This window comes from Nitrosomonas supralitoralis (genome assembly GCF_003011925.2).
In the GTDB taxonomy this organism is placed as follows: domain Bacteria; phylum Pseudomonadota; class Gammaproteobacteria; order Burkholderiales; family Nitrosomonadaceae; genus Nitrosomonas; species Nitrosomonas supralitoralis.
In genome coordinates, this window is record NZ_PXXU01000121.1 from 1 (window position 1) to 2,829 (window position 2,829).

A 2,829-nucleotide genomic window follows, 5' to 3' on the forward strand; every position below is an offset into this window, starting at 1 on the left:
TATCAAGCCATGTGGGAGAGTCTTACCAAAGTTGGGTATTGGCGCGGAGAAATTTGGAATCGCCGTAAGGATGGTGAGATTTATCCTCAATGGCTGACAATTAGTACGGTATGTAATGACAGAAACGAGCCTTGTAATTATGTTGGGGTATTTGCTGACATTACACAAATAAAACTATCTGAGGCACGTCTGGCACGCCTTGCGCATTATGATCCATTAACCGGCTTACCTAATCGTTTATTGGTGAAATCCCGACTACATCATGCCATTGAACGAGCGCAGCGTCATGGCAATCAAATTGCGACACTGTATCTTGATTTGGATCGATTCAAAAACGTCAATGACAGCCTGGGCCATCCGATTGGGGATGAACTCTTGGTTATGTTAGCTTCACGTCTGAAACAGCGGCTTCGCGAAGAGGATACATTGGCGCGATTGGGGGGTGATGAATTTCTGGTCGTGCTTGAAGATATCAGAGATTCCAATGAGCCGGCCGTAGTAGCACAAACTTTGATTGATTTACTTGCCACACCATTTGTTCTCCCTAGCGGTCATGAGATTTTTATTAACGCCAGTGTCGGTGTTAGTCTTTTTCCTGATGATGCGAGTAACGTTACAGAACTCATTCAACATGCAGACATGGCGATGTATTTGGCTAAGCATGAGGGTCGCAATACCTATCGCTACCATACCAAAGCCTTGAGCATTGCTGCAAATGAGCGTTTGGTGTTGGAGACAGAGTTGCGCCAGGCATTAATTGCTGGTGAATTTGTGCTCCATTACCAACCTTTGGTTGATGCAAAGAGTCGTCAGGTGGTTGGTGTTGAAGCTTTAGTACGATGGCAACCACCCGGTAAAGCGATGGTGTTACCTGGGAAATTTATTCCGATTGCCGAAGAAACTGGCTTGATCGTTCCGCTGGGTGAATGGGTACTGCAAACCGCTTGTGCTCAAGGCCGTGCTTGGATGGATGCAGGGTTGCCGCCGCTTGTCATGGCTGTTAATTTGTCGGTTCGACAGTTTCGATCTGAAAATCTGGTCGAATTAATACGGCAGGTATTGGAGAAGACAAAGCTTCCTGCAACCTGTCTGGAACTGGAATTAACTGAAAGTATGTTTATGGAGCATGCAGATCAATCGATCGAAACGATGGAAACTTTAAAATCCCTTGGTGTTCGTATGGCGATAGATGACTTTGGAACGGGCTATTCTTCTCTGATTTATTTAAAACGTTTTCCCATTGATAAATTGAAAATTGACCAAAGTTTTGTGCGTGGTTTGGCCTACGATCGTAATGATCGCGAAATTGCGGCTACAATTATTGCCATGGCGAGAAGCCTAAAGCTCGATGTGCTGGCGGAAGGCGTGGAATCTGCGCAACAATTAAATTTTCTGAATCAGCATGACTGTGATTATTATCAGGGATATCTGTTTCATCGGCCGGTACCCGCTGAGGAACTAGAGACATGGCTTCGGGAAAATAAATGTAATCAAGTTCTTAATGAAACCCTGAATACAAAAAATTGATAATGATTGAAAAAATCAACACGGTTATGCAAGATCAATCGAGCCTATTGATTTTTTGAGTGATAAGCTTATGAAGCCCACTACTATTCTTTATTATATTCATGATCCGATGTGCAGCTGGTGCTACGCATTCAGACAAAGCTGGATTGCATTGCAGCAGGATCTACCGCGAGACATTGCGGTTGTTAATCTCGTTGGCGGGCTCGCGCCGGATTCTATCCAGCCGATGCCGCTTGCAACGCAGAAAATGGTGCAGCAGGCATGGCAACGCATCGAACTTACCGTTCCAGAAGTTCACTTCAATTGGGATTTCTGGTCACGCAATATACCCATTCGTTCAACTTACCCATCTTGTCGGGCTGTACTGGCTGCTAACAAGCAACGCGCGGATGCTGAGGCGGAAATGATAAGTGCTATTCAGAATGCTTATTACCAACAAGCAATGAATCCATCTCTGCCAGAAACCCTGCAAGCTTGCGCGCGCGAGATTGGACTGGACGTGCGCGCTTTTATCGAAGATCTAACAAGTCCGGCGATTGAAAGTGAATTGCAACATCAAATTCAACTGGCAAGAAACATGGATGTATATTCATACCCCTCCTTGCGGCTGGCGCATAATGATAAGGTGTTCCCCATTGCTATTGATTATCTGAATCATAGAACTATGCTGGATGAGATAAGAATTGCCAAATCCCAGTAGTAGACAAATTATTCAATTTTCCTGAGACTAGCTGCTATTCGCTGTCTTTTCATGGCAGTAATAGCCGAAAAATGAATCGATAGATACTGTTATAGCTTCGATGAAACAAAATATGACCGCGCTGCTAAGGTGCCAGAAAGCGAGAACAATATAGAAGACGAACAGCAAGAGGATTCAGGCTCGGTTGTCTAAAAGATGCGTGGCGATCACATAGTAATTCTACTGAAGGTCGCCGCCGCCGCTTGGAATCTGAGGCAAAGGCTGCTAGTCATTGTTTGGTTTACTTGGTGAGAAAAGACACAAACTTGCTCGAATTCTCCTGAAAAAACTTATTTCGTCGAGAGCAAACCATGTATGGATTGCTCTCTTTTCTGTTTTATAAAAATAATTGCTGAGTATTTTTAGGGTCGACGCGCTACCATTCAACTTTACCTGCAAGCGCCCAGGTCGATCCTCTATCGGTTGAAATGTAAGCGCTTGTTCGTGTAACACCTAAAATGGTGCTATCAAGTGCAAAGTTAGGAGATATGCGGAATTCGGTAAATTGAATATTTTGTTGCAGCAGTGCAGCACCTATATTATCCGATGATATTATATGTCCT

General features: G+C 44.2%; 3 protein-coding genes. 2 read left to right on the plus strand and 1 reads right to left on the minus strand.

Annotated features, from left to right (window positions below; all coding sequences use genetic code 11):
- Together C7H79_RS16770 and C7H79_RS16775 are read left to right on the plus strand one after the other, a co-directional pair.
- The coding region (locus C7H79_RS16770; RefSeq protein WP_119983679.1) for a putative bifunctional diguanylate cyclase/phosphodiesterase at positions 1-1,527 on the plus strand (1,527 nt) is incomplete at its 5' end.
- Between the two features lie 70 nt (positions 1,528-1,597).
- Positions 1,598-2,227: a DsbA family protein gene (locus tag C7H79_RS16775; RefSeq protein ID WP_106708375.1), complete on the plus strand. Its 630-nt coding sequence runs from the start codon at positions 1,598-1,600 to the stop codon at positions 2,225-2,227.
- A gap of 415 nt (positions 2,228-2,642) precedes the next feature.
- Here the strand turns inward: C7H79_RS16775 and C7H79_RS18175 are convergent.
- A partial coding sequence (locus C7H79_RS18175; protein WP_172592498.1) for a hypothetical protein occupies positions 2,643-2,829 on the minus strand: 187 nt, incomplete at its 5' end.

What these genes read in the sequence shown, in the direction of transcription:
- C7H79_RS16775 (WP_106708375.1), top strand. Translation starts at nt 1,598, where the DNA reads ATGAAGCCCACTACTATTCTTTATTATATTCATGATCCGATGTGCAGC.